The organism is Hahella chejuensis KCTC 2396, assembly GCF_000012985.1.
Classification (GTDB): Bacteria; Pseudomonadota; Gammaproteobacteria; order Pseudomonadales; family Oleiphilaceae; genus Hahella; species Hahella chejuensis.
The window spans coordinates 6,944,908-6,969,467 of sequence record NC_007645.1; the positions used below are offsets into that span (position 1 = coordinate 6,944,908).

A 24,560-nucleotide genomic window follows, 5' to 3' on the forward strand; every position below is an offset into this window, starting at 1 on the left:
ATTTTAAGTCCAGAAAGCCGCTGAGGGGCGCTGGACCTGTCTGCAAGATTGTGTCAGTTTTACGCTCCCGTAATCACCGACAAGAATAAGACTGTATGACCGACGCGCCTCTGTCCCGCCATGGACTCATTCTGAAACGCCTGTTGTTCCTTGTGTTTATATACGCGGGATTAGCCTACGGTTTGAGCCTGCTGGAATATACCGTCTTCAATCTGACCGGTTGGTCGCCGGTGAGCATTGAGCGCAGTGTCGAACTGCGCAGCCGGGAAGAGGTGAAAAAAGAATTCGATCTTTGCGGCGGCCCGCTATTCGCCGCCAACGCCGTAGTCAGCGCCCGTGAAGGCGACCCTCTGCTCGCCCGCTGCGGACGCTTCTGGCCCTTCTATCATTACACCATTGAAGCCACCGCCCACCCGTTGCTGCCGGGCTCCTTCATTCTGTACCCGGATGAAGCGCCGGAGGCCGCAACCGCGCGGGAGAATTTCATTATCAATATGCAGGTGGTTAACGGCGGCTTCGCCTTGGTGGCGTTATTTGTGATTGGCCTGAGCTGTTTCGCCGGCTATCGCTTTCTTATCAGGAAAGACGAAGAAGCAGGCTACAGGACCGCCTTTCATGGCTTTATCAGCAGCTTCCTGATGCTCGCCTGCTATAGCGGCGTCATGTTTCTCATTGACCCCACTTTCAGCTTTGGCTGGTAATCCCGCTTAGCCTGCGCGCAACCAACCCCCCAGCTGGCGGATCGCGTCTTCCGCCTCCGCCGTCCAAGGGGCCGCGCAATTGAGGCGCAGGCAATGCCTGTACTTGTCGCCGTCGCCGCTGAACAGGGTTCCCGGCGCAATGCTCACCCCGGCGGCCAGCGCTTTGCGATACAACGCAACGGTGTCGCGACCTTCCGCCAACTCCACCCACAGCACAAAACCGCCCGCCGGCTGCGATACCCGCACGCCCGGGGGAAAATGCCGCAGCACCGCCGTCGTCATACGCTCCACATGCACCGCGAACTCATGGCGCATGCGTCGCAGATGGCGGTCGAAATCCGCCTGCGCCAGATAATGCGCCACCGCCATCTGCGGCAAGCTTGGGCAGGCCAGGGTGCTGGCGAATTTCAGGTAGCCGACCTGGGGCAGCCAGCGCCCCGGCGCCATCCATCCCACCCGCAAACCGGGGGCGATTGATTTGGAAAACGACGAACAATACAGCACGCCGCCGGCGCGGTCATAGCTCTTCGCCGCTCGCGGCCGCAGACCGGAAAAGCCCAACTCGCCGTAAATATCATTCTCGATCAGAGGAACGCCTCGGACTTCAAGCAAGCGCACCAGCTGCTCCTTGCGCTCATCCGGCATCAGGCATCCCAGGGGGTTGCTAAAATTGGGCATGGCCACACAGGCTTTGACCGGCCACTGCTCCAACGCCAGTTGCAGCGCCTCCAGGCTGAGCCCGCTTTTAGGATCAGCGGGAATTTCCAGCGCCTTTAGTCCCAGCGCATCAATGACTTGCAGCAACCCAAAGTAAGTGGGCGACTCCACCGCCACTACATCTCCCGGCTGCGTCACCGCCCTCAACGCCAGAGTCAGCGCTTCGTGACATCCGTTGGTAATGAGAATATCGTCCGGCTCCAGGTCGCACCAGGCGTCCTTCATGCGCTGCACGATGGCCTCGCGCAAACGCAGCGCGCCAGGAGGAAAGCTGTACGCCTCAATCTCCTCACCAGACTCGCGCAACGCCGCCCGGAACGCCTTTTCCATCGCCGCCGCCGGCAAGAACTGCGTCGCTGGCGCCGCCATGGCGAAATTCATCCCCCGCGGCGACTGAGTCGCCTGCACCAGGCTCATGATGGTCTGCTGGGTGTCCACCAAGGTCGGTGCGCTCTCGAATCCCGTCACCTTGGGCAAGGCCGCGCCCCCTTCGGCTGCCCCTTCCTGGTTACGACGACGCACGTAATAACCGGATCGCGGCCGCGCCTCCACCCAGCCCTGCCGCTCCAGCAGCCGTTGCGCCGCCATGATGGTGGACACGCTGACGCTGAAGTGCTCCACCAGATCGCGGGTCCCTGGTATACGGTCTCCCACGGCGTACATTCCCTGACGGATACGCCCCGCCACGGCTTCCGCCACTTCTTCGTATCGCTTTTTGCTCATACCGGTCGCCGCCTCATTCATACGTAAACAAGCACAGTTCTTCATCGATATATCAGTACAGTGAGCGAAAATTAAAAACTGTATCGATATATATAAATTTTTCTTGGCCTATATCGCAATCCTGCGTCTGTTTATTGTTGATGTTTTTCCCCATCAACCTGACGAAGCAGGAGAAAGACTATGCAAACCGCCGCCGCCCCCACCCCGTATTGCTGGCTGAACGGAGCCATCGTTCCCGCAGCGGAAGCGGCGATTTCCGTCTACGATCATGGTCTGTTGTATGGGGATGGCGTCTTTGAGGGGTTGCGTTTTTATCAGCGCACCCCGTTTCGCGTAGAGCGACATTTACAGCGACTGCCGGACTCCGCCGCCGCTTTGGGGATTGTCCTGCCTTATGACGCCAACGCCTTACGCCAGGGAATCAACGCCTTGATAAGCCGTTATGACGGCGAGAGCGGTTACCTGCGTCTGGTGGTCACCCGCGGCCCCGGCAATCTGGGGTTGAATCCGCGCAACTGTGCGACGCCGAATGTTTTCATTCTGGCGGATCAGCTCAGCATGGCCTCCAGGGAGGCGCAGGAGAAAGGGCTCAAACTGATTATCGCCAGCGTACGCCGCACAGTGGGCGCGGGTCTGGACCCCAGAGTAAAAAGCCTGAATTACCTCACCTCGATCCTGGCGCGCATGGAGGCCAATGTCGCCGGCGCCGACGAAGCCTTGTTGCTGAACGAACGCGGTCAGGTGGCGGAAGCATCCGCAGAGAACCTGTTTATCGTACGCCAAGGACATCTGTTGACGCCCCCCACCAGCGATGGCGCGCTGGCGGGAGTGACTCGCTCGGTGATTATGGATCTGGCTCAGGCGGACAACATACCCGTCAGTGAGCGCACGCTCACCCCTTACGATCTGTATACAGCGGACGAATGCTTCCTGACCGGCAGCGGCGCAGGGCTCCTGCCCGTTGCGGAGGTGGACGGACGCCCCCTCCGCACTTCTCCCGGCGAGGTTCTGCAACGTCTGCGTCAGGCTTTCGCCGCCTTGATTGCGCAGGAGTGCGGCGCTTAACTCACTCGCGCCCGTCAACGCATTCCGCGTTGGCGGGGTCGCTATGGCAACGCACTTTCAGCATTAATTGCAGGGCTTTGGGGTCATAAGCGCCATCCTGCTTCAAGGCGATGCGTACTTCCTTGAGCATATTGCTAAAACCGGCGGTTTCCTCCTGATTGGGGTGTATCCACACCTTCGCCGGTATTTCCGCTTCCGCCTTACGCACCATATCCATCAACTCATCAAAGCGCCCCTGATAATGTTCCCGCGCTTTCTGAGCGAAATCCGCATTAAAGCGATCTTTACGCACCAACATCTGATAGGTCATCTGCGCGAAACTGTATGAATACACGCCGCCATCTGGTTCTACGCCCTTGTATAGCTCCAGAGGCTGATAGGCGATGGCGGGAGCGTAGGCGACATCAACGCTGCCGTTATTGAACTTACCGGCGAAGCTGGAGGGCGTAGCGCCCACCACGGAGCCGCCCACATGACGCACCATGGTCACCGCCGCAGGATCGTAATCGAAAGTGGCGATTTTCTTGCCCTGTATCGTCTGCACACTGTTGACGCGGCGATCCCGCACCAGCACATACACCGCGCCGGCGGGCAGCAGCCCGGCGACTTCATAATCGCCGCTGGCCATCAGTTTAGCGGCTTTCGGCTGCGCCAGCGTCTGCAGAATCGTCTTCAGCTCGTCGTACCCCGGAATCGCGCCCAGCGCCACCAGGGTCCCGGTAAAGCGATTGAAATCACGCGCCCTCACATCGGTCAGTAATACGGCGTCGCACTGACCAGCGCGGAAATCGTCAGCCGCGATTTTTTCATCCGTGTAGGCGTTCAATTCCAGATCATAGCCCCAGTTCAGAGCCTGAATGCGGGTGGCTTTCATCAGGTTATACACAGGGCCGGCGGCCCCGAGAGGATCAAAAACGCAATAGCTGCGTTTCTCAGCCGCTTGCGCGGCCAGTGCGGCGACGCCCAGGAACAGCCCCAGCAACGCACGACGAAGGCATGCTGTCATGGTGTGAATCTCCATTATTGTTATTGGTATTGAGGTTTTCCTTGTAAAACGGTCGTCCATGTTTCAGTCAGCCGAAATGCCCCATCCGCCGCAGCGTCATTGGGTTTCGAATCCGGTCTGACTATCGCGAAATATATGACAAACTAACGCGTCTTAATGCCGTAGAGAGCACGTTTCCACGACATTCAGGGAAAAGGAAAGATTCGCCCCAATTTGGGGCAAGAACCCGTGAGCCGCGTCAAAATTTACTTGTAAAAACGGCCCCAGGCCTTATTCCGCCCGGCTGAATGCATGATTTATGCGCTATCGCCGCTAGAACCACGCGGGCATTCGGGGTAATATGGCCCTCCTTCGATGTAAGCCCGGACAACCAGCGGTAACGATCAGCTTTCCCTTTCAGCAATCATCACGAGTGACCACTTTTCCATGTTAAATTCCGATGCCTTAACCCAATTGAAACAGTTCAAACAAGACCTGCGTATCGCCAATAACCGTTTTGAAGGAACGGTGAAAGGCAGTCCGGGGCGTTTTGGATTTGCTGTGTTGGATGACGGCAGAGAGTGCTTCCTGAACCCGGACGAAATGCAGAAAGTATTTCCGGGCGACCGAATTCTGGTGGAAGTCAGCCAGGACGACAAAGGCCGCGATGTCGCCAAAGTCGTGCAACACATGAGAAGTGAACTAAAGTATTTCGTCGGCCGTTATTTCACTCGCGGCCAAGGGCATTTCGTTGAGCCCGACCTGATGGGCATGAACCGCTGGATTTTCATTCCGCCGAAGAAGCGCCAGCAAGCACACGTCAACGACCTGGTTCTGTGCCGCGTATTGCAGCATCCCTTCCCTGAAGGCAAGCCGCAGGCCGAAGTGGTGAAAATCATCGGCAAGCCCGGCGCATCCGGTCTGGAAGTGAACTACATGCTGGCCAAGTACAATCTGCAGGCGCATAACCGCGCCTCCATCAACGAAGCGGAACTGCAGAAGCAGGTCGCCGCGGAGCTGGAAAAGCGCAAAGACCTGCGGGAAACGCCTTTCGTCACGATCGACGCCGCCAGCACTCAGGATATGGACGACGCTCTGTTCGCCACCGCCAGGCCTGAAGGAGGCTGGGAATTGCTGGCCGCCATCGCCGACCCGTCCACACTGATACCTGAAGGCGGCGATATCGACAAATACGCGCAACGCCTGGGCAGCTCTTTCTACTTCGCCGACCGCACATTGCCTATGTTGCCGGCCAAACTGGCCAACCACTTCTGTTCACTGAAGTCCGGCGAAGATCGTCTGGCCCTGGTTTGCACAATGCAGATCGACGCAGATGGCGCTATTTCCTCTTACAGCATTGAAGAAGCCGCCATTCGCTGCGCCGCCAACCTGACTTACGAAGAAGTCGCAACCGCTTTAGCCTCTGGCGACGCCAGCGCCCATGCCTACGACGCGACTTTGCAGGCCTTGAATGAAGTCAAAGCGGCCCTGGCCAGCCATCGCCGCGCACACGCACTGGTGAATGAAGACCGCCCGGACTATCAGTTAGAACTGGATGAGAACGGCAAGGTCAAAAACATCCATCGCAAGATCAACAGCGTCGCTCACTCCATCGTGGAGGAAGCGATGGTGGCCGCCAACCGTTGCGCGGCGGATTTCCTGAAGCAAAACACCGAGCGCTCTCTGTATACGTCCCACAGTGGATTCCGTCCTGAGCGTCTGGATCAGATCAAGCAAATCGTCTCCGAGCAAATATCCGATTACGATTGCAGCGACCTGCATACGTGGGAAGGCTTCAAGAAATTCATGGACTTCCTGGACGCCAATCCGCCGGAAGTGCCTGTGAAGGCGATCGCCAACCGCCTGCTGGCGCGTGGCGCGTTGTCTGACCAGCCCTGCCCTCATTTCGGCATGGGGCTGCCTCACTACACCACCTTCACGTCTCCGATTCGTAAGTATGTGGACTTGAGCATTCACCGTCAGATCAAAAGCGTACTGAAAAACCAGAAACCGCATACATTGAACGCCAAAGCCATTCTACAGCTGCAGGAATCATTGCGCGCCGGCCGTAGCGCCGTGAACGAGTCCGAGACCTGGCTGAAGTGCGAATATGCCCAAACCCTGATCGGCAAGACCTTCGATGGCGTGGTGCAGCACACCACTGGCTCCGGATTCCAGGCGCGTCTGGACGAGAATGGCATTGAAGGCATGGTGAATTTGGGCGCATTACAGGAGAAGTTCCGCTTCGACGGCACTTACTTCCAGCACACTGGCGAACATCGCCAATTCCGCCTGGAGCAACCAGTGAAAGTGACCATCAGCGCGGTCGATATGGAGAAAAAACTGATTCAGATGGAGCTGGCGGAGCCCGCCCCGGTAGCGCAGCCTGCTGCGGCGGAAGAACCGCAAACCCAGGAATAATCGAACGCCGCCGCGGCGCCTGTCGGCGCTGCGGCGGTTCCCGCCTCACCCGCGCAATACAGCCCCTTATCGGTACAGGGGATAAAACTTAAAGTCCTTTGGCCACTCTTCCCTGGGCTTGAACGCCAGCGCCACTTCTTGTCCCTCCAGAGCGGACTCCGTAATCACCACATGGTCTGTGAAAGATTTGGCTTTCTCGAACTGCTTTTCGTTCACTTTGCAGAGGGTTTTATAGAAAGGCCCTGATAACCACTCTCTTACTTCCTCCGCCTCCTGAAACTTCAAATAGGCGGCCAGCGACGCATGGGCCGCAGCCACCATCGCATATCCAGCAGGAATGGAGTCTTTGATCAAAATATACATTTTCATGGCGATCAGGTTTCCGAAGTGTTATTAGCGCCAAAACTGATTAGCCCCGCCTCCGCCAGTTTGCGGCGGTAACGGCTGCTTTTTGGAATATATTGCAGTTGTTCCCGCAACGAATCGATATAGGCGTCCGGGGCCAGATCCAGCGTGTTTTCCGCAATTTGCTCTATCCAGATGCGAGTGCCGGCGGCCTGCCAGGGGTCATGGGCGCTTTGCACGATATGCAGCAGCTCCAGCGCGGGCAGCAATGATACATCGCCCAAACCGGCGTCGGTCATGTCCACCAGCAACGACCGCAGCGTAATCTCCGCGTCGATATAGCGTTCTTTGCTGTAATAGGCCCAAGCCAGACGCAGATTAAGGTTGTAGCTGATCCCGTCGGTATACCCGGTAAAGGCCTTGGGACCGTATAGGAGAGATTCCAGACGCTTGATGGCGGCGTCGTTGAGGCCTTCATTCAGGTAGAACTCCAATAACCGCAATTCCACCGTACGCTTGAAATCCACGGACTTGGACGCCTTAATGCCCTGAATATAGGCGCGCTCCGCCTCCACCACCCGATGCAGTTCTGAGAGCGCATTGCCCTTCAACATATACAGTTGCGCTACACGCTGCTCGTTACGACGGATATCGCTGTTGGCGAAGGCGCCGTCAATGTTCTTCAGGGCTGACGTATAGTCGGACTGGAATAAATAACACTCTACCAGTAGCTCATAAATATCCGGCAACAGTTCGCCATTCTGGATGCGTTCTTTCTGGTATAACCGCAGCGCTTCCTGCAGGTAAGCGATGGAAACAGATTCTTTATCATTGGTGTTCATGAACAAGGCCTGGGCCAATTGATAAAGAACTTTTATTTTTTCTTCCGGACTGATGCCCTTTCTTTCCGTCTCTTTCAACGCCAGGTCATAGTATTTCTCGGCCATGGCTTCATCGCCGGAATAGAAGTAATAATCCCCTGCGGCGATCAACAGACTCAGACGTTCTCGGGGACTTTTGGCGTTGGCGATCTGCCCATCCCAATTCATGCCTTTCTCCGCCAGCCACGGGGCCACAGTATCCTTCAACGCCTCGCCATAGCGGGTTTGCATCAGAGCTGCCGGCGCGCCGATTACTAACGTCAGATACAGGGTTATGCCAAACAGGATTTCCCAAGCGAAAGGCGGCTTTTCCGTCAGGCGCTGCATCAGGGCGCGGACTTCCTGATAGGCGACTGCGCCGCTCCAGGGGAGCTTGAGTTCTTTTACACTCTCATAAGCAGCCGCTAATCGCGCTGGGCGGTCGTGTTGCGGCAAGTGAGGATATTTACGACGGATATGGGAAAACAATCTGGCCTGACGCCACTGATTCGGCAACAGATACATCCAGAACAGCGCCACTAGTCCAAGTACTATCTCTTGCGACCACCAGGAGAACGCAGCAAACGCCAGAATACTGAGACAAAAGAAGATAAACTGCGCCATCGGCCAACGCCGGAAGAACAGAAGATTCCATAGCTGCCCTCCATCCAGAGGCTGAACCGGCGCCAAATTGAAGTAGTTCAGAACGATCAGCATAAACACCGCCCTGGTCATCCAATCAGGGGCGTCGAGCGGTAAATAGAAACAGAGCGCAATACCAAGAATCAGACCGGGGGCCGGTCCCATCAAGTCAACAATCACTTTCTGCCAAGCCGGAGCCTGGTCCTTATCGCCACGCGCGGCAGCCCCCAGAAATGGGATAAATAAAATCTGCAAATCGCGGAATCCGCAGACTTTCATCGCGAGCAAATGCCCAAACTCATGCAGAAAAAGGACAGCCACCAGGATCAGTAATACAGGGGCGTCCATTCTAAAGCCGAAGCTCAGCATAAAAGCGCCTAAAGAAACCAGTAGCAGCAGCGCTTTGCCTATCCAGCCTGTCCGCTCCTGTCCTGCCAGCCCTGCATCCATTCGCACATGAGAGGCAATCTGATAATCCAGTGAAGGCGCGTGCCTGGGCGCATCCTGAATGATTTTTTGTAGCCGCTTCCCCCCTGTCCGCGCCATTTTTTGGCTACGCAGGGCTCCTGCCAGCGTATATCTGATGCTTTGTTTATCCGGGGAAGCGAACTTGATGACTTTCTGCGCCAGCAGCTCCTGTATGTAGGCCTTATAAAAAGCGACGCCCGACTCTACGACACACTGTGGCGTCTTTTCCACCCGCTCAGCGCTGCTCTGGGCAAGATGGTGCTGGTGAGCTCGCCAATGTTGCGACAGCTCGGCGACATAAGGATCTTCAATGCGATACCCTGTGACGTCGGCCAGAATGCAATGCCTGCCGCCGTTCATAGTTTCAAGGACATCGCCGTCGTCAAGGTAAGTGATAAAAGTCGCTAGCGTCTCGCGGCCAACACCCAGGTCAGATTGAAGGGTCAAGAAAGCGTAGGTCCGCTCGTCGGGGTGATACATCACACAGGCGTATACGCCTTCCTCGTCTCTGCTGAATCCTTCGCTGTAGCGCATCCAACAGAATTTCGCGAAGCCATATTCAGACAGCTCGTCGATATCAGGCGTCAGAACGCGTCGATAGGATTGATCCACCTCCCCTTCATCAACGACGTCGCTGGATACCTCCAGTTTTCCCCTAAATTGCAAAATCCGCCAAATGACAGCCCCGCGAGTAAAAACCTGGATACATATAAGAAATAACAGGAAACCAAACAGATAGGACATTTACCGCAACCGCTACAAAAACTACCAGTACGCTCTCAAGTCGGAAGATGTCGCCAGTAACGCAGAAACGGCAGCGTCTGGCCGATTAAAAATCGCGCAATTATACCCAAATTGACTGCTATTACACTTAAATTCCGTCAATCCGCGGACAAATGTCCAATTTGAGACCCAGGCTACATTCAGCGCCACCGGTTATTGCCAGCTTTTCCGCCATGCTGCTATGGTTTCCGGGCCTTGCCGCGCCCGGCTGCGCGGCTGACGCGATTAACAAAAAAGACAAGACCGACTCTCATAATCATAATCACAACAGGAGCTAGGGATGATCGTAAAAGGGCAGCAGCATTTCCCTTACACAGCAGCCACCGTTTTCAGCGCTATAGGCGCTCCCCGCCACATTGAAGAGAAGCAACGCTTTCTCGGTTCCCGCAACATAGATATCCGACAATGCGAACAGACAGACTCTGGACTGGACTTGGAAATAGTTCGCGAGGTGCCCGCAGAGGCGCCGGCGATGTTGAAAAAGTTCATCTCCGAATGGAACCGGGTGACGCAGGAAGAACACTGGCGTGAGAATGCGGGCGAGTACCGCGCGCAGGTAAAGGTGGATATCCAGGGCGTCCCTGTCTCCATCCACGGCGAAATGCGGTTGTACTCGGAAGGTGAAGGCAGTGTCCATGAAGTCACGCTGAACTTCGAGTGCCGCGTGCCGTTGGTAGGCAAGAAACTGGCGGAGTTTGTCGCCGCAAAATCTCAGGAGTCCATGCAGAACGAATTCGCTTTTGTGGCGGATTATCTACGGGCTAATCTATAACGGATTGAAAAGGGGAGAGAAACAGGGACGTTTGAGGCAGCCGGCCACCCAAGGGCGGCCGGCGCCGGAGCGATGCAAAAGAAGGTCTGTCAGGAATCGGCGTCGGACATCTGCTTCTGCAGATAGTTTTCCATGCCCACACGCTCCATCAGATCCAGCTGAGTCTCCAGCCAGTCGACGTGCTCTTCTTCCGATTCCAGAATATTTTCCAGAACCTCGCGGCTGATGTAATCGCGCACCTGCTCGCAGTATGCAATGGCTTCACGCAAGTCAGGAATGGCTTTCAACTCCAGCTTGAGGTCGCATTCCAGCATTTCTTTCGGGGTCTCGCCGATCATCAGCTTGCCCAGCTTTTGCAGGTTGGGAATGCCGTCCAGAAACAAAATCCGCTCGATCAATTGATCGGCATGCTTCATTTCATCAATGGATTCTTCATATTCTTTCTTGCCCAGAGCCGTCAGGCCCCAGTTTTTATACATGCGCGCATGCAGAAAATACTGATTAATCGCAATCAGTTCATTAGCCAAAATCTGGTTAAGGTGTTCGATAACCTTCTTATCGCCCTTCATCACAGCGCTCCCGTCAGAATGATTCTCAATTACAATAACCCCATAAAAACAAGGGGTTACCAACTCAACCCTTAAGGTTAGTTGTAACGGGAAGGAAAGTACAATCGAATTTTCAGGCGGCGGTCAGGGTAGGAATATCAGCAGCGTAGGCCAGTTGCTCCGCCATGGAGAGATCGAATTGTGATTTAGCCTCGTCAAACACTTCACGAGCGGCTTCCACACAGCGAGCGCAGTCTTTCGCCAATCCCAACGAACGCACGACATCACGCAGATGCTGAGCGCCTTTCGCGACTTCTTCGCGGATGGAGTGGTCGGTAATTCCGTTGCAAAGACATACGTACATGAAAATCTCTCTCATTTATTAGCAGTCTGTGAAGAAAGTTAATGCTAATGAGAATGATTGTCAATAATGTTTTTAATAGTTTCTTTACTGGACTGTAACCAATAAATTCCGGCGTCACGGCGCAGAGCAATCGTTATGAAAAATTATTCCTGATTAATCATATGGATAGCCTCCCAAAGCGCGTCACGCTTGGCTTCCGCCTCTTGTAACAGTTGCGGAGCCACCCCGCGGGCGCGACCTTCAGCGATCAAACGCTCCAATTCAGCCGCCTTGTCCTGGGCGGCGGCGCGAAAGGCGTTGAGCACTCGCTGATGCTGCTGTGCTTCCCTGCGGGCATAGGCTTCATGGTCCGCCAGGGTTTCAGCGTCCGGGGTTTGTTCCAGCGCTCGTCTGCCGATGGGGGGGGCGCGTCGATCCCCGTTGTCAATGGAGACGGAAAACGAAGCCAGGGCCTCAATGTCTGTGGGTAACTCTGGGTAGACTTCCTGTTGCTCTTCCTCAACCATGGCGATGACGTCTTTCTCAGCCGGAATGCGCTTTACCGGGATCACGGCGGGCTTAGTCATGGGTTGCCTCACAGGCGGCGTCATTGCGCCGCCTGAAATAGGCGGAGAAGCCGTTTTCAGCGCGCCTGGGGAAGCGAAAAAGACATATCCCGCTACGACGAGCGCTGCCAAGGCGACCATCGCACCCCAGCCTCGCCGCCGTAACATCCGGCTCATACCTGGCTTTGCAGGTTGGCCTGACGACGCAGCTGGTTGATCAGCTCACTATAGGCCGTCACCGCCAGCTGAATAGCAATCACATCAGTAGCAAGATAGCGCACCGTCTCGCTGTCAGGCGGATAATAGCCATACTCCCGTTGGCTCACTTGCAGGATCACCCAATCGCCTGTAGGAGATCGGATGACTTCGCTGACTTCTCCCGGCGGGGTGGCGAAAGCCAGCGACGCCAGCCAATCCGTTGGTTTGACGGCCTCCTTGCGTAGCCATCCCTCCCCGTCTAACGGCCAGGAAACGGGACGGGAAGGCGTTTTTAAATCCGCCCAGGAGGCGCCTTGCATTAACTGTTGACGAGCGAGTCGCGCTGCGGCTTCATCTCCATATATTGCGCCCCGCGGCTTGACCTTCGCCAGGAAGCGAAAGTCTTCCTGATGCCGTTGATAGTAGCTGTTGATCTGCACCGCGCTGACCTGCTCCCTGAACCTGATGAGTCCGGGATTATCGCCATGATTGCGTTTGACTACGCCCAACGCGTTTAAAATCTTGGGATAAAAGTAATGCGCTTTGATAGTCCGTTGCAGATCATCGATTGCATCCACCTCAACGCCGCCTTCGTGACTTAACCACCACAAACGCAGCTGATGTTGCTTCCAGGACAGCACCTCCATGCCTAACGCTTTGACGTCGCCTTCCATCAGCGCTTTTTTACCCTGTATGGACTGCCCCTCATACACTTCCAGCAATGTCAGCGTCACGTCTTCCTGGTCTGGAAAAGCCATGCGCGCCAATACCAGAGACGCCGCCTTTTCCCGTTGCGCCGGCGTCAGTTGATAGCCCAGAATCGACTTGGCGGCGATCGTCGCCAGCGCTTCCCGCGCCTCTACCCCGGGTTTGGAGTGCTCTTGCATCAACTCCCCCGCCGGCCACTTGGGATACAACTTCGCCAAGGTTTTATCCAACTGGCGGCGAATATGCCACCCGTAGGAATAGCCGATTTCTGCGCCGCGCCATTGCTCCTCAGGCAGTTTTTCCTGCGCCCAGCGGTACACCAGCAACGCATCGATTAATTCATCGGCAAAGGCTTTGCGGTCCAGTTTGCGTAGTTGGCTCGCTTGCTGATGCAATGCGTCGAACGCTTGCCGGGTAAGACTGGTGTCGTCGACCCGCAGATAAACCGCAGCCGAGGCCCCGCCTGCGCATAGCAGGCAAAGCGCCAGCGCCAGGACCTGTAATGTCCCGCGCATGATCAGAAACGGTTCATGGCGTGATTGAGAATGTGCACCGTCATGGCGATAGCGTGAGGCACCACGATTTTCGCCACAGCCAGCCGGTCAGCGTGATCAGTGGAGGACAACACTACACCGCCCATGGAATAGGAAATCTCACCGCCTTTGGTCAGCAGAGGACGTATTTCCGGCGAACTGGCGCTTAAACTGGGGAAGCCCGCCAGCGCCTGCGCCACCAGCGCGTCATCGTTCAGATTCTCCGAGTCGTAGTAATCCCGCACCCAGGCTTCCCAGCCGGTATGGTTCAATGCAGAGGTGGTCCAGGTATGGTGCGGCTGCAATAAGTCGGTGGTGTGCAGGGTGAATCCCAGCGTCTGAATCGTAGGCTGCGCCCAGAATGCGCTGTACCAGTATTGCCCCAGATTATCGATGGGCTGGAAGGGGATATTCTCAAAATCCTTGTACATGCTGTAGGTGGAGTAACCGCCCTGGCGATAGTTGGCCTCGGTGACCTGATAGCTCTCGTATTCGGAGTCCTCCGCGCCGAACCACCCGGTCTGACCGCCTGCGCCGTCATCCAGGTGATCCCCCTTGAGCCAGGACGCCGCCATATTGTCGACGTCTCCTTTCACGCTCAGCTTGGAATAGTCATATCCCCCAATGTCGTTGCCATGCGCGTCCGCGCCGCGGGTGTGGTTCTGGAAGTGCCAGTATGACGTGTAATTGACGATGCTGGAGCCCATGCCCCATACCGGCGCCAGCACACAATCGCCAGTCACCGCGCCGCATAGAAAGGTGTCCTCGAAGTCATCCACGTCATAGGCGCCCTGACCAATCATATCCGCCATCTGGTTCACGCTGATTCCCGCCGCAGCGGCCACCGCCTCCAATTTAGCGTAGTTGGTGATGTCAGGATGCGTCCGCATGAACTCGACGGCGTCGATAACGAAGCGCTTGTGGGTTTCCTGTTTGAAAGCCAGTGCAGGTTGCGCTCCAAGAGAAGCAAGGATAACGCCGGCCAAAATCAGATTTTTATTTCCCATGAACAGTCATCTCCTTATTTTTTATCGTGTTTGTTTAAGGAAACTCTAACTACTGCGTGTTACAGAAAGGTTGTAACGAAAAAGATGAGAGCGCCTTTTCGTAATAGCCCGTCATTCCTGGAATAAGGGACCGACCCGCTTAATCAGGACGTTTTCTGCGGCATTCTCTGAACGTCGTTAGGAGAATAAAATATGACCAGTGTTACAATCCCCCAAACAGGTGAGCTGTACTGAGTTCGCAGGCATCCAAAACCATCAGGAAAACCATTTATTTCATTGATATGAAAGAGATTCTATCCAACATTATCCAAAATAAATAACCCGCATCCGCTTCGAAAGCGTACCTGGAAATTTACCGATACCACTGCGGGGAACTTTATTTTTTAGCTCATGGACTAACGGAGTGCTGAATAAAACTGAGGAGGCAAGGAAGCCTCATCTCTTCCATCCCCCAGTTTTCCCCCTCTCATAACAAAATCCAAAATATGCTCTAAACTTTGATATGTACTGAATAAGTACGCGTTAACGAAATGGCATCTTAGGGGGGGGTTGTTTTTGCAGCCCCCCTTTCTTTCGTCATTCTCGTTAACGAAACAAAGGTTAGGCTTAATCGGCTGAAAATCCTTTGAGATCTGCTCAGGCTGTGGGGGGCAAGGACGCCTCCCCTGCTCAATCTGGAGAGGGAACAGGCTGAAGGTAACTAGTGCGGGTCGTTCGGCCATTCACGCTTAATAACCATATCAAGCTCACGCCAAAGCTCTCGTAACAGCTCCTGTTGCTCTTCTCGCACCCTTTGATCCCTATAACTACGGGGAGGCTGCGATTCCATGGCAAGGGTCAAGCGGTATATATCATCAATTATTGAGGATTGTTCCGACTTCATGACCTTCTCCAAGTGCAGATAGCAATGATCTTTAGTGAGTCTTTCACGAACAGTGTAGCGTTTCTAAACAGCAGCGCCAGTGCTATCAGTAGTATAAATTACACACGCCCCCATTGGCGGACATTAGGTGTCGCAGTGGGTGAATGGGTCTTGGCGCAGTGCCTTTGTTGTTTATCGCCCTATATTTAAAAACGTCGGATTAGTTTACATAATTCTATTGAGCCCCCCTTCCATCAACTAAATAAATAACCGAATTTACAAGCAAAGCGTGATGAAAGGCTCAGTTTATGCTGCTCGTTTTATCGCCTACACAAAACACATAACGCATCTTTTACGCTGACGGTTCGCGGGAGAAAAGTTATGACCAGAAGATTTCCCTCAAAGTTAGTTCTATGCGCTGTTGCGCTAGGCCTGAGCGGAGCGGCTCAAGCCTATATGCTCACAGGAACCATCTACGATCACGTGATTGCCGACGCAGATTTTGAAGACTCCATCTCAGGGCTCGCAACCGGAATGGTGTCGTCTACTTTAGGCGCGGACGGCTTACCCGACTATATCGGCGCAGGCGGTTATGGCGGCGTCGCCAGCGCAGCCAGCTTCGACCACTGGTGGACGGATTCCCATGGCTCCAAAGCCGTCAGCCTGGAGTTGGCGGATATCGGCGGAGGCCTATTTTCTTATAGCGATTCAAGCTTCTTTCCTATTGATGGCGAATTGGCCGGTAATGAAGGTCTCAGCCATAATTATCATTTCGCGATGCACTTGAAAGGCACGACCACATTCAAGTCAACGGACTCATTCAGTTTCACAGGCGACGATGATCTTTGGGTGTATGTGGACGGCAAATTGATGATGGATCTCGGCGGAGTCCATGGCCCGGTCGGCAGTAGCTTCAGCGGAGCCGACCTGCTGGCGATGGGGCTACTGGAAGATGTGGTCTATGATCTGGATATTTTCTTCGCGGAGCGCCACACCTCATTATCTAATTTCCATGTCACCACCAGCTTGCGAATTGAACCACCGCCTCCTCCTCCCCCCGTACCAGAACCAGGAGTTTTGCTCCTTCTTGCGATGGGGCTGGCCGGGCTTACCTTACGGGGAGGTAGGCTTCATCCCGTAGAAACTGAACTCTAGAAGCCGGAAACGATAAGGGGGTGTCTACCCCCTTTGCGCCGTCCATTCATAAAAGGACCTTGAGCAAACTCATTGTTTTGGTGTTTGCGCCCTTCCCTCCAGCACACATTTCTCTCAATACTACTCTGTGACTGTGGAGGGACTGGATTTTGCCAGTATTATTGCCACGTTAATAACATGGTTAGTGTTAGAAAAGTCCTGACGATTATAAAAATAGCTAAACCAGCTTTAACTAAGAGTGAGTTTGGGTTTGTTTAAAAATTATTGTAACCTCCAGTTTTAATAACGTTATTTCATAACGGCTTAACTCATATCTTTCCTTAAGAGAGCAGAAAATAGCGCTGTAGCTCATGTGGTATTGGGAATTCCAATAATCTGCGTCAGCAGGTTGATAAATTGATAGGTTGACAGTATGACGCGACTCCCGCCCTGGGTTTTTCTTTGTTCCTTCGCCGCATATTCCGCTTTTGCTAAATCCTCAGATTTCGATCAATTTCCCAAGCTATACGTGAACATGAAGTTTGCAGCGGAACTGGCCAAGGCGTGTCCCGAGGAGCATGCCATAGAATATCAGAGGTGGCGCGAGCGTAACCGCATTGAGGATCTTGAAACCGTAGTCGCTGCGTTGCTGGCGAAGAATAAGGAACTGCAGGCCAATACCTCTAAAGTGGACAAAGCGACGGAACAAAAAGCCAGAGCCGCAGGCGCCGGGAGTTGCGCTCTGCTGAAACAATTGATAACAAGCACTGAGTATCAGCCAGCGGTTGTTCACAAGGATATGGTTGATAAATTGCTCAGTGCGACGACGCTGACAAGCGCAGCGAAAGAGAAGACGGAAAAAGTACAAAAACAGTCTCCGCCGCTTGATTCTGACGTGATAAAGAAGGACCTTGCCCAAATAGAGCTTGTCATGTTTGACTATGGGGTTTCCCATAGTATGGGAATGGTATCGCATCAAACTCATCCGGTGCTGCTGTTTGAAAACGGCGAAGCCTGCAAAGACATGGGTGCCCTGGTTTTCCCTGGTGGTCTGACAGCACACAAAGCCGAGCACCCCAGCCGTTGGACTCAGTGGCGTAAAAGCTGGGGCGATTATGAGTTGCTGAGAGGGGAGAATTGGAAGAAGCTGCATTTCAACCAGAAATATCCACCTATCGAGAAAGGATTTCGCCTAAACAACACGTTTCATCATCTCGGAAGCTTCAGCACTGGCGACAGCATGACGTCCTTGATAAAAAATTATCAATTCTTCTCCGACGGCAGGTTTGTCAGCGGTGCGCAGGCATACGCCAGTGCGGAAACAGCCAATTCCTCCACAGCCTTCACACATGTGTCGCCGGATCAAAAAGGCCGTTATGAAATTGAGGGATACCTGCTGACGCTTCATTATGAGAATGGCGAAACCCAATACAAAGCGATAGTGCTGGATATGGACGACCCATCGCCAATATGGCTGAATGGGGCCGGGTTTGTGGAGTAAGGCGCGTCAGCATAAGGAGTGTATACGCCAGCTCACTGCGAAGGGCCTCAAAACTGAGCTGTAGCCCAATGCGCAGTTGCAACACAGTTTATGATTCTTTATTTAAAGGCAGTGTTCCTTGTCAACAGCTAATCAAGCCATCACTTGCATCCCGAGACATTTAATCGCTCCAAACATCCTCCATGCAATAAATTGAGTAGACCACTACACCGCATAGTGCAGTTACATTTCATCTTCAGACACAGAAATATCAAAATGCATCACATCTTCCCTAATACCTAATTTCGTATATAACGCAATTGCTGGATCATCTCCATAGTCGGCTTGGACATATATCACACTAGCCTTTTTATCTCTTGCTATAGGCTTGAGATGCTCTATCAATTTCGTTGCAACACCTTGTCTTCTATGCTTTTCGTCAACCGCCAAGTCATATATATATACCTCACTACGTGCTTGTTCAAACTTCTCCAGAACATAGGCTGCTATGGCCCCGACTACCCTCCCTCCATTTAACGCAACCAAAGCAATGAAGGTGTCCCGCCCCAGTAACTCACTTATATAATCGTAATCTGGCCGCTGCCCGTTGTAGGTTTCCAAGTCTTCAAATGCCTTCCCAAAGCAATCCAGCATTTGAAAATAAAATTCGTTATCACCTACAAGCAATTTCTTATACTGATATTCCATAATTTATATTAATGACTCCTTAAGACCAAATACCATATTGGCATACAGCGCCATCCTACATCATTATAATTTATGTTTAGCTTGGCAAGATCAATGGATGAAGTTATGTATTTTTATTTCCATATATCAATATCGACCACCCTTTATTCAACCGGCGATTTAAAACCTATAGGTTTAATAGCTAATACAGAACATTTTGCTTGCTCCAATATGGATTCAGCAGTATTTCCGATGATTAAACCAGCCACCCCCACTCGACCAACAGTCCCCATGACAATCAGGTCAACAGCGCATTTCTCTATCATCATTGGGATTTCTATAGACGGTTTTCCTTTTAACAAACAGGTTCTAGGCTGAATATACTGCCCAGCCGCAGCCCCCAGAATCTCATCAAGTTTTTCTGCGATTTTTGTTAATCTATATGAGCACTCCTGGCGTGTTCGCTCAACATACTGATCAACTTCTTCCTTTGGTATGTGCGAGAAAGCACCATGACGATAGAAATCTTCAGCATAAGCCTCCCAAGCACTACCTATATACAATTCCGACAGTTCTGGCAGGCATACTGTCGCACTATATTCCAGCACTTGATCGTTAAGCTGCGCCTGAACATTTCCATTATCTGACTCGTCGAAATCATAATTTACATCAACTGTCGCCAAAATACTTCGGAAGCTGTCCTTTTGCTCAGGCTTCAGCATTAAAACTGGGCAAGGGCACTTACGCAGTAGATGCATATCCTCACTTCCCAACATACGGTCTATCCAGTCCATATCTTCAGCGCACTTCACGACTAAGTCATGCCCATTCTTGAGAACGCATTTTATGATTTGAATGAATCCTATACCTGACTCGACCAATATGTCTGCTTTCATCGAAGGAGCAATAGTTGAAATTTGGGCTTCTACAGCAGATCGTCTGTTTTCCACTAACTCGGTAATATCCTTGGCGTATCCTATTTTTTCTAGAAAGGTCTTACTTAGTAAAGTGGCATCCCGAATCACTGATATAAATGTAATTTCCGCCTGTTGATCATTGGCTATTCTTATAGATTGGATTATAGCTGTATCGGCAGTTTTCTCAGGGTCAACTACACACAAAATTTTTTTAAACTGTTTCATATACCTACCTCATAGCCTATTCTTTTTAGTATTGGATGTATGTGATACCGCTTTCATTCGTTCAACAGCCTGTTCGGCAGCATCGTGAAATGGGAGCAAGATCAATGTCGCTCCTCTGTCTTTTAATTTCTGCTGATCATGCAAGTGCTGGGTGGATATGGCTATGCCACCGGTATATTGTTGCTGCTTTAACCCCTCAATCAACGATAAACGTGGGTCTTCATGGGTCACTCCAATGTCATGTTGTGGCATGGCGGAGACAACCCATTCAACACCTTGGAGTGGAAGATCACTGACAAATGCAGGGTCACAAGCGTCGCCATACATAGCCATATGCCCTTGGCTCCGCCACCGCCGTACCTCATCAGGATTGAAATCAACGGCCAGAAGACTAAATCCTTCCTTTTGCAGATAATGAGCAATCGCTTTACCGTAACGACCCAGTCCAAAAAGAATAACGTTATAGGGCTGTATCGAGGAAGGTTGCCTTTCCAGCGCCTCTTCCCGGTATGGTTTGCTACGCTCAAAGAAACCCAACCAAGGCTCCAATTGGCTATATAAGCTATGAGAGTATGTAATCATATAAACTGACATAGCGATGGTGATAAGTCCTACCAGCGTGACCAAGCCTAACGCCTTCGCTGGGATATGGCCTAAACTCAGGCCCATCGCCACAATTATGAGTGAAAACTCGCTAATTTGCGCAACAGTCAGCCCGGCTAAAAAGCCAGTGCGCTTCCTATATCCCATATACCCCATAATCGCCATAACAATCAAAGGATTGCCAATCAATACAAAAACGGAGAAAACCAAAGCAGGAATAACTTGTGAGCCAAGCAGGCCGAGGTCAAGCTGCATACCAAGAGCAATAAAGAAGAACAGCAGTAAAAAGTCGCGTAAGGAGGCTAGTCGTGCGACGATTGCTTCTCTAAACGGGGTTGAGGCAAGTGATATGCCCGCAAGTAGTCCACCCAGTTCTTTACTGAAGCCCAAGTGATTTCCGATGGCCGCCAAAAGTGCGGCCCAGCCTATGGCAAAAGTAACCAGCAGTTCTTGTGAGCGTGCGACTCGGCTCACAAGCGGGATAGCCAAGTAACGAATAAACAGCAGAACCAAACACAGCATCATCAGGCCGTATATCAGTACACTGCCTATATGTATTAATGCAGTCTCTCCTGCTCTTGTCTGCGCCCCAATACCAAAAGCAGATAACACCATCATTGCAAGGACTACTACTAGATCCTGGACAATCAAGAAGCCCACAGCAATGCGTCCATGCAAAGAATCGACTTCTCTTTTATCTGAGAGCAATTTGACAATGATAATAGTGCTGGAGAAAGTCAACGCCACTGCGACGTAAAGGGACGTTACGGTATCCAAACCTAAGACTTTCCCAAGCACAAACCCGATGGCTGAAGTAAACGCGACCTGTCCAAGTCCCGTGGCAAGGGCTACCGGCCCGAGCGTTCGAATCAATTTTAGATCAAGCTTTAAGCCAACCAAGAACAACAGCACAGCAATTCCCAGTTCCGCTAGCAACTGTATGTGCTCGTGGGATTGTACGATGTTCAGTGCCGACGGCCCCGCCAACACTCCCACAGCAATGAAACTGACAATCATGGGCTGGCGTAGTAGAACACCGACAAAACCGATAACAGCAGCAATTACAACCAGCGCAGTGAGTTCATAGAAAGGGGACGAGTGGATAATACTTAATCCAGACATCACACTTCCCTCATACGCCGATAGGTAAGTCGCATCTGTTTCTCAAGTTCAATAATCGCGAATAGCGCCGTCCCCACCCCGACAATCAGCAAACCATCCAAAAGAGGGACAGCTTCGGTAGCAAAGACGGCTTGCAGTGGCGGCAGGTAAGTAATCGCGAATTGCGCTACCGTAATAACGACAATGACCACCCACATTACTTTTGTACCGCGCACAGCCTGCCAAGTTAGTGATGTGCTGTAGATGTTGCGGATAAAAAACAAATGGAAAATTTCCATTACGACTAACGTATTTAGTGCAATCGTACGGGCCAACTCTACGGAATAACCTCTATCAATAGCATAATGGTAAATGCCAAATACACCGCAAAGGAACAAAATTGATACCAGTACAACATGCCAGACTAACTCTCCAGTCAACAGCGGCTCGTGACGAGCACGAGGAGGTCGGCGCATGGTGTTTTTTTCGGTTGGCTCAAAGGCTAATGCAACACCCAATGTAATAGCCGTAATAAGATTAATCCAAAGTATCTGTATCGGCGTAACAGGCAGAGTCATCCCCAAAAGCAAAGCTACGACTATTGTCATTGCTTCACCTGCGTTGGTTGGCAGCGTCCAGCTGATAACTTTCTTGAAGTTGTCATACACAGTGCGCCCTTCCCGCACAGCGGCTACGATAGAGGCAAAGTTGTCATCGGCCAACACCAACTCCGCAGCTTCTTTTGCTGCTTCACTGCCTTTTCGTCCCATTGCGATACCTGCATCCGCACGTTTCAGTGCAGGCGCATCGTTGACACCATCTCCAGTCATGGCGACGGTCATACCATGTGATTGTAGAGCCATTACCAGTCGTAGCTTATGTTCTGGGCTAGTACGGGCAAAGATGTCGCAGCCTAATACCGCTTGACGCAATGCTAGATCATCTAAGGCGTCAATTTCAGTCCCAGTCAGTACAGTAGCCGTATTTTCCAGACCGATTTGCTCACCGATAGCCGCTGCGGTTTGGGAGTGATCTCCAGTTATCATTTTTACCCGAATGCCAGCCCCTCGACATTCAGTAATCGCAGTAATTGCCTCGGCGCGTGGAGGGTCAATCATTCCCACCATTCCAAGCATGGTTAGGGACCCCTTTACATCCGAGTGCTCTAAAACCGTGTGTTGCAACGCTACCGTTTTATCCGCAAATGCCAATACTCGTTGACCAAGGGCCGCAATCCTTTCTGCATGTTTAGTCCAATAAGCTATATCCAGCTCCTCCACAGCCCCATTCGCGCCCATCTGGTCAGTACACATGGCCAGGACCTGCTCCGGCGCACCTTTAACGAATATGCAAGCATGTCCATCGTGGTCATGATTCAGCGTTGCCATAAAGCGATGTCTTGCATCAAATGGAATAGAGTCAGTGCGCGTCCAGTTGATTTGCTCTCGCCGGCTATCGACATCAACTTTTTCGCTAAAGGCTAGCAGCGCTCCCTCCATGGGGTCTCCTTCCACAACCCATACACCGCTATGCTCTCGTAACGCGGCATCGTTACAGAGCGCCGCCGCACGGGCTAGCTCTTCCAGAATAGTATGCTCTGAAGGAGACACGTAGGCCTCATCTAGCTTTAAAGCTCCACTTGGGGCATAACCGCTACCTTCCAAAGTAAAGAAGTGTTGATTCGTGATGACAGAAGCCACCATCATTTCATTCCTGGTCAGCGTACCGGTCTTGTCAGTGCAGATCACCGACACAGACCCCAGAGTCTCAATGGCAGGCAAGCGTCGTACAATGGCATTACGCCGCGCCATAGCTTGTACGCCAATTGCCAGGGTAATGGTTAAGACTGCTGGCAGTCCTTCGGGAATCGCCGCCACAGATAGCCCCACGACAGCCATGAACATCTCGGTAAAATCATAGTGCGAAACAAAGTAGCCAAAAACGAGCAATACAGCAGCGATGAACAAAATCATCATTGTCAACCACTTGGCAAATACCCCCATTTGCTCCACTAATGGCGTAGTTAAAGTTTCCACTTCTGATAACAGTCCACTGATCTGCCCGATTTCCGTACCAGCCCCAGTGGCCACAACCACACCTTTGCCCTGACCGCAGGCGACCAATGTGCCAGAGTAGGCCATACAAGAGCGGTCACCCAACGGTGCGCCTTCGTCTACAGCTTGGGTGAATTTCTCAACCGGTACAGACTCCCCAGTCAGAATTGCTTCCTGCACCAAAAGACTATGTGCAGTTAGCAGCTTGAGATCAGCAGGCACTTTGTCGCCAGCTTCAAGCAACACAATATCTCCGGGCGCCAATTGCTCACCATCAATAGTGATACGTTCACCATCGCGTATCACGTTAGCGCGGGGAGCTAACATGTGACGTATAGCGTCCATGGCCTGCTCGGCTTTGCCTTCCTGGATATAGCCAATAATTGCATTGGCGATCACCACAGCTAAAATAACTCCTGAATCCACCCAATGGCTGAGAACCGCTGTTACTACTGCAGAACCAATCAGTACATAGATAAGGATATTGTGAAAGTGCTGAAGGAATCGTATAAGGGAATTGCGGCGGGCGATTTGTGGCAGGCGGTTGGGGCCATATGCTGCAAGACGTAATGAGGCATCGGCTTGAGTTAAACCAGTAGTCGAGGTTTGTAATTGCTCAAGCGTAGAGTCGATGGAGACACTATGCCATTTTACCTCCGAAAACCTGCGTTCTGTATTCTGCATTTCCACTCCTTAGTTACATGCCACAATAGTTTTAGAGTCATTCTAGCTAACTGACTCGACACAAAAACAATCTATATCAATAAACTCCAAATGTTTGGCGAACCTACCTAAATCATTAACATGACAATGATATTGGCATGGTAATAATCAATTTGCTGTCGAACCCTCTACCCTATCTCGGACGGCATACCCAGTCACTGAGTGGGTTCGTAAAGGGTTCAAATGGAGGGATAAAAAATAACTTGTAAAAAGGGGGTTGCCTTCTGAAATGGCAGCGTCTATATTTTTCAGACCTGATCTCCAGGTCAAAAAGCATTCAAGATTTCTGACAACAGTCGAATTTAAAGTACGAATTTAGCAAACTCATGAAGCAAGCCCTGATTCTAATCGTCAACCTAATTGTCGTCGCGGTGGTCGTCGTACCTTCG

19 protein-coding genes are annotated in these 24,560 nt (G+C 52.2%); 6 read left to right on the plus strand and 13 right to left on the minus strand.

Annotated elements, in window-relative coordinates:
• Positions 1 to 95: 95 nt before the first annotated feature.
• Entirely contained in the window at positions 96 to 701 is a 606-nt protein-coding gene (locus HCH_RS30850) for a hypothetical protein (RefSeq protein ID WP_011400504.1), read from the plus strand.
• A gap of 6 nt (positions 702 to 707) precedes the next feature.
• On the opposite strand, the gene HCH_RS30855 is transcribed toward HCH_RS30850, so the two are convergent.
• Positions 708 to 2,141 carry a PLP-dependent aminotransferase family protein gene (locus HCH_RS30855; protein ID WP_041599045.1) on the minus strand — a complete coding sequence of 478 codons (1,434 nt, stop codon included), beginning with the start codon at positions 2,139 to 2,141 and terminating at the stop codon, positions 708 to 710.
• 180 nt (positions 2,142 to 2,321) lie between these two features.
• Here HCH_RS30855 and ilvE point away from each other — a divergent pair, with 180 nt between their 5' ends.
• Positions 2,322 to 3,206, plus strand: coding sequence for a branched-chain-amino-acid transaminase (gene ilvE, locus HCH_RS30860; RefSeq protein WP_011400507.1), 885 nt, complete (start codon positions 2,322 to 2,324; stop codon positions 3,204 to 3,206).
• A 1-nt stretch (position 3,207) separates the two neighbouring features.
• Here ilvE and HCH_RS30865 read toward each other — a convergent pair whose 3' ends face one another.
• On the minus strand, positions 3,208 to 4,212 hold the full coding sequence (locus HCH_RS30865; RefSeq protein ID WP_011400508.1) for a putative solute-binding protein: 1,005 nt from the start codon (positions 4,210 to 4,212) through the stop codon (positions 3,208 to 3,210).
• A gap of 426 nt (positions 4,213 to 4,638) precedes the next feature.
• Between HCH_RS30865 and HCH_RS30870 the strand changes: the two genes are divergently transcribed.
• Positions 4,639 to 6,612 carry a ribonuclease R family protein gene (locus HCH_RS30870; RefSeq protein ID WP_011400509.1) on the plus strand — a complete coding sequence of 658 codons (1,974 nt, stop codon included), beginning with the start codon at positions 4,639 to 4,641 and terminating at the stop codon, positions 6,610 to 6,612.
• Between the two features lie 66 nt (positions 6,613 to 6,678).
• Here the strand turns inward: HCH_RS30870 and HCH_RS30875 are convergent, their stop codons facing one another.
• Together HCH_RS30875 and HCH_RS30880 are read right to left on the minus strand one after the other, a co-directional pair.
• Positions 6,679 to 6,981, minus strand: a complete 303-nt coding sequence (locus HCH_RS30875) for a peptidyl-tRNA hydrolase (protein WP_011400510.1) — start codon at positions 6,979 to 6,981, stop codon at positions 6,679 to 6,681.
• A 5-nt stretch (positions 6,982 to 6,986) separates the two neighbouring features.
• Positions 6,987 to 9,593, minus strand: coding sequence for a site-2 protease family protein (locus tag HCH_RS30880; protein ID WP_148212697.1), 2,607 nt, complete (start codon positions 9,591 to 9,593; stop codon positions 6,987 to 6,989).
• Positions 9,594 to 9,990: 397 nt separating this feature from the next.
• On the opposite strand from HCH_RS30880, the gene HCH_RS30885 reads away from it, so the two are divergent.
• Positions 9,991 to 10,482 carry a DUF2505 domain-containing protein gene (locus HCH_RS30885; protein ID WP_011400512.1) on the plus strand — a complete coding sequence of 164 codons (492 nt, stop codon included), beginning with the start codon at positions 9,991 to 9,993 and terminating at the stop codon, positions 10,480 to 10,482.
• Positions 10,483 to 10,571: 89 nt separating this feature from the next.
• Here the strand turns inward: HCH_RS30885 and bfr are convergent, their stop codons facing one another.
• The 5 genes from bfr to HCH_RS30910 form a co-directional block, all read right to left on the minus strand.
• Positions 10,572 to 11,051: a bacterioferritin gene (gene bfr, locus HCH_RS30890; RefSeq protein ID WP_011400513.1), complete on the minus strand. Its 480-nt coding sequence runs from the start codon at positions 11,049 to 11,051 to the stop codon at positions 10,572 to 10,574.
• A gap of 112 nt (positions 11,052 to 11,163) precedes the next feature.
• Positions 11,164 to 11,394: a (2Fe-2S)-binding protein gene (locus HCH_RS30895; protein ID WP_041599046.1), complete on the minus strand. Its 231-nt coding sequence runs from the start codon at positions 11,392 to 11,394 to the stop codon at positions 11,164 to 11,166.
• Positions 11,395 to 11,537: 143 nt separating this feature from the next.
• Complete coding sequence (locus HCH_RS30900) at positions 11,538 to 11,960, minus strand: hypothetical protein (RefSeq protein WP_148212698.1); 423 nt, start codon at positions 11,958 to 11,960, stop codon at positions 11,538 to 11,540.
• Positions 11,961 to 12,112: 152 nt separating this feature from the next.
• A complete protein-coding gene (locus HCH_RS30905; RefSeq protein ID WP_011400516.1) occupies positions 12,113 to 13,360 on the minus strand; it encodes a peptidyl-prolyl cis-trans isomerase in 1,248 nt (415 codons plus the stop codon).
• A 2-nt stretch (positions 13,361 to 13,362) separates the two neighbouring features.
• Positions 13,363 to 14,385: a phospholipase gene (locus HCH_RS30910; protein WP_011400517.1), complete on the minus strand. Its 1,023-nt coding sequence runs from the start codon at positions 14,383 to 14,385 to the stop codon at positions 13,363 to 13,365.
• 1,243 nt (positions 14,386 to 15,628) lie between these two features.
• Between HCH_RS30910 and HCH_RS30920 the strand changes: the two genes are divergently transcribed.
• Together HCH_RS30920 and HCH_RS30925 are read left to right on the plus strand one after the other, a co-directional pair.
• Entirely contained in the window at positions 15,629 to 16,402 is a 774-nt protein-coding gene (locus HCH_RS30920; protein ID WP_011400519.1) for a fibro-slime domain-containing protein, read from the plus strand.
• A 514-nt stretch (positions 16,403 to 16,916) separates the two neighbouring features.
• The gene (locus tag HCH_RS30925) at positions 16,917 to 17,882 is read left to right on the plus strand and encodes a hypothetical protein (RefSeq protein ID WP_148212699.1); all 966 of its coding nucleotides are present in this window, start codon (positions 16,917 to 16,919) and stop codon (positions 17,880 to 17,882) included.
• Between the two features lie 222 nt (positions 17,883 to 18,104).
• Here HCH_RS30925 and HCH_RS30930 read toward each other — a convergent pair whose 3' ends face one another.
• The 4 genes from HCH_RS30930 to HCH_RS30945 form a co-directional block, all read right to left on the minus strand.
• The gene (locus HCH_RS30930) at positions 18,105 to 18,569 is read right to left on the minus strand and encodes an AAC(3)-I family aminoglycoside N-acetyltransferase (RefSeq protein WP_011400522.1); all 465 of its coding nucleotides are present in this window, start codon (positions 18,567 to 18,569) and stop codon (positions 18,105 to 18,107) included.
• A gap of 143 nt (positions 18,570 to 18,712) precedes the next feature.
• Positions 18,713 to 19,690, minus strand: a complete 978-nt coding sequence (locus HCH_RS30935; protein ID WP_011400523.1) for a universal stress protein — start codon at positions 19,688 to 19,690, stop codon at positions 18,713 to 18,715.
• 9 nt (positions 19,691 to 19,699) lie between these two features.
• Complete coding sequence (locus tag HCH_RS30940) at positions 19,700 to 21,415, minus strand: cation:proton antiporter (RefSeq protein ID WP_011400524.1); 1,716 nt, start codon at positions 21,413 to 21,415, stop codon at positions 19,700 to 19,702.
• Entirely contained in the window at positions 21,415 to 24,132 is a 2,718-nt protein-coding gene (locus HCH_RS30945) for a cation-transporting P-type ATPase (RefSeq protein ID WP_011400525.1), read from the minus strand. The genes HCH_RS30940 and HCH_RS30945 overlap by 1 nt, the downstream gene beginning before the upstream one ends.
• Positions 24,133 to 24,560 lie beyond the last annotated feature (428 nt).